This window comes from Delftia sp. Cs1-4 (assembly GCF_000214395.1).
Lineage (GTDB): Bacteria > Pseudomonadota > Gammaproteobacteria > Burkholderiales > Burkholderiaceae_C > Comamonas > Comamonas acidovorans.
Window position 1 is genome coordinate 6,607,501 of record NC_015563.1, and the last position, 2,500, is coordinate 6,610,000.

The window sequence follows — 2,500 nt, forward strand, 5'->3', positions numbered from 1 at the left end:
CGGGAACCCGCACTATCATCGGCGCAAAGTCGTTTCACTGTCCTGTTCGGGATGGGAAGGAGTGGTACCAACTTGCTATGGTCATCAGGCATAACTTGATGTCATGCTGCTCACGGAGCAACACAACGAATTCATAGAGTCTGTAATCAGCTTTGTATTTTGACTGCGCCTTACTTGGCATAACCACCTTGATGATCACGTCATCAAAGTTATAGGGTCAAGCCTCACGAGCAATTAGTACTGGTTAGCTTAACGCATTACTGCGCTTCCACACCCAGCCTATCAACGTCCTGGTCTTGAACGACTCTTCAGGGGGCTCAAGGCCCCGGCAGATCTCATCTTGAAACGAGTTTCCCGCTTAGATGCTTTCAGCGGTTATCTCTTCCACACTTAGCTACTCGGCAATGCCACTGGCGTGACAACCGATACACCAGAGGTGTGTCCACTCCGGTCCTCTCGTACTAGGAGCAGGCTTCCTCAAATCTGCAGCGCCCACGGAAGATAGGGACCAAACTGTCTCACGACGTTTTAAACCCAGCTCACGTACCTCTTTAAATGGCGAACAGCCATACCCTTGGGACCGACTACAGCCCCAGGATGAGATGAGCCGACATCGAGGTGCCAAACACCGCCGTCGATATGAACTCTTGGGCGGTATCAGCCTGTTATCCCCAGAGTACCTTTTATCCGTTGAGCGATGGCCCTTCCATACAGAACCACCGGATCACTATGTCCTGCTTTCGCATCTGCTCGACTTGTCAGTCTCGCAGTTAAGCACGCTTATGCCATTGCACTATCGTCACGATGTCCGACCGTAACTAGCGTACCTTCGAACTCCTCCGTTACGCTTTGGGAGGAGACCGCCCCAGTCAAACTGCCTACCATGCACTGTCCCCGATCCCGATAAGGGACCTGGGTTAGAACCTCAAACGCACCAGGGTGGTATTTCAACGTCGGCTCCATGAGAACTAGCGTCCTCACTTCAAAGCCTCCCACCTATCCTACACAGATCCGTTCAAAATCCAATACAAAGCTACAGTAAAGGTTCATGGGGTCTTTCCGTCTTTCCGCGGGGAGATTGCATCATCACAAACATTTCAACTTCGCTGAGTCTCTGGAGGAGACAGTGTGGCCATCGTTACGCCATTCGTGCAGGTCGGAACTTACCCGACAAGGAATTTCGCTACCTTAGGACCGTTATAGTTACGGCCGCCGTTTACTGGGACTTCAATCAAGAGCTTGCACCCCATCATTTAATCTTCCAGCACCGGGCAGGCGTCACACCCTATACGTCCACTTTCGTGTTTGCAGAGTGCTGTGTTTTTATTAAACAGTCGCAGCCACCGATTTTTTGCAACCGCTTTGGGCTCCCTTTGTTCAAGTTCACCTACTTGCGGCATACCTTCTCCCGAAGTTACGGTATCAATTTGCCGAGTTCCTTCTCCAGAGTTCTCTCAAGCGCCTTAGAATACTCATCTCGCGCACCAGTGTCGGTTTGCGGTACGGTCGTGTGTAGCTGAAGCTTAGTGGCTTTTCCTGGAAGCAGGGTATCACTCACTTCGTCTGCAAGCAGACTCGTTATCACCCCTCATCTAAGCCCGGCGGATTTGCCTACCAGGCACGACTACAGGCTTGAACCAACATATCCAACAGTTGGCTGAGCTAACCTTCTCCGTCCCCACATCGCACTACACATCGGTACAGGAATATTGACCTGTTTCCCATCAGCTACGCATCTCTGCCTCGCCTTAGGGGCCGACTCACCCTACGCCGATGAACGTTGCGTAGGAAACCTTGCGCTTACGGCGAGGGGGCTTTTCACCCCCTTTAACGCTACTCATGTCAGCATTCGCACTTCTGATACCTCCAGCACCCGTTACCAGGCACCTTCACAGGCTTACAGAACGCTCTCCTACCACTTGCAATAAATTGCAAATCCGCAGCTTCGGTAACTGGCTTAGCCCCGTTACATCTTCCGCGCAGGACGACTCGATCAGTGAGCTATTACGCTTTCTTTAAATGATGGCTGCTTCTAAGCCAACATCCTGACTGTTTTAGCCTTCCCACTTCGTTTCCCACTTAGCCAATTTTAGGGACCTTAGCTGGCGGTCTGGGTTGTTTCCCTCTTGAGTCCGGACGTTAGCACCCGGTGCTCTGTCTCCCAAGCTGTACTCTGCGGTATTCGGAGTTTGCATAGGTTTGGTAAGTCGCCATGACCCCCTAGCCTAAACAGTGCTCTACCCCCGCAGGTAATACTTGAGGCACTACCTAAATAGTTTTCGGAGAGAACCAGCTATTTCCAAGTTTGTTTAGCCTTTCACCCCTATCCACAGCTCATCCGCTAGTTTTGCAACACTAGTCGGTTCGGACCTCCAGTACCTGTTACGGCACCTTCATCCTGGCCATGGATAGATCACTTGGTTTCGGGTCTACACCCAGCGACTGGACGCCCTATTCGGACTCGATTTCTCTACGGCTCCCCTATTCGGTTAACCTTGCC

At 51.6% G+C, this 2,500-nt stretch carries 2 rRNA genes (both running past the window's edge); both read right to left on the reverse strand.

Features of this window, described 5'->3' with window-relative positions:
• Positions 1-89 (reverse strand): 5S ribosomal RNA (rrf, locus tag DELCS14_RS29050) (it extends 24 nt beyond the left edge of the window).
• A gap of 124 nt (positions 90-213) precedes the next feature.
• Positions 214-2,500, reverse strand: a 23S ribosomal RNA gene (locus DELCS14_RS29055) (it continues 589 nt past the right edge of the window).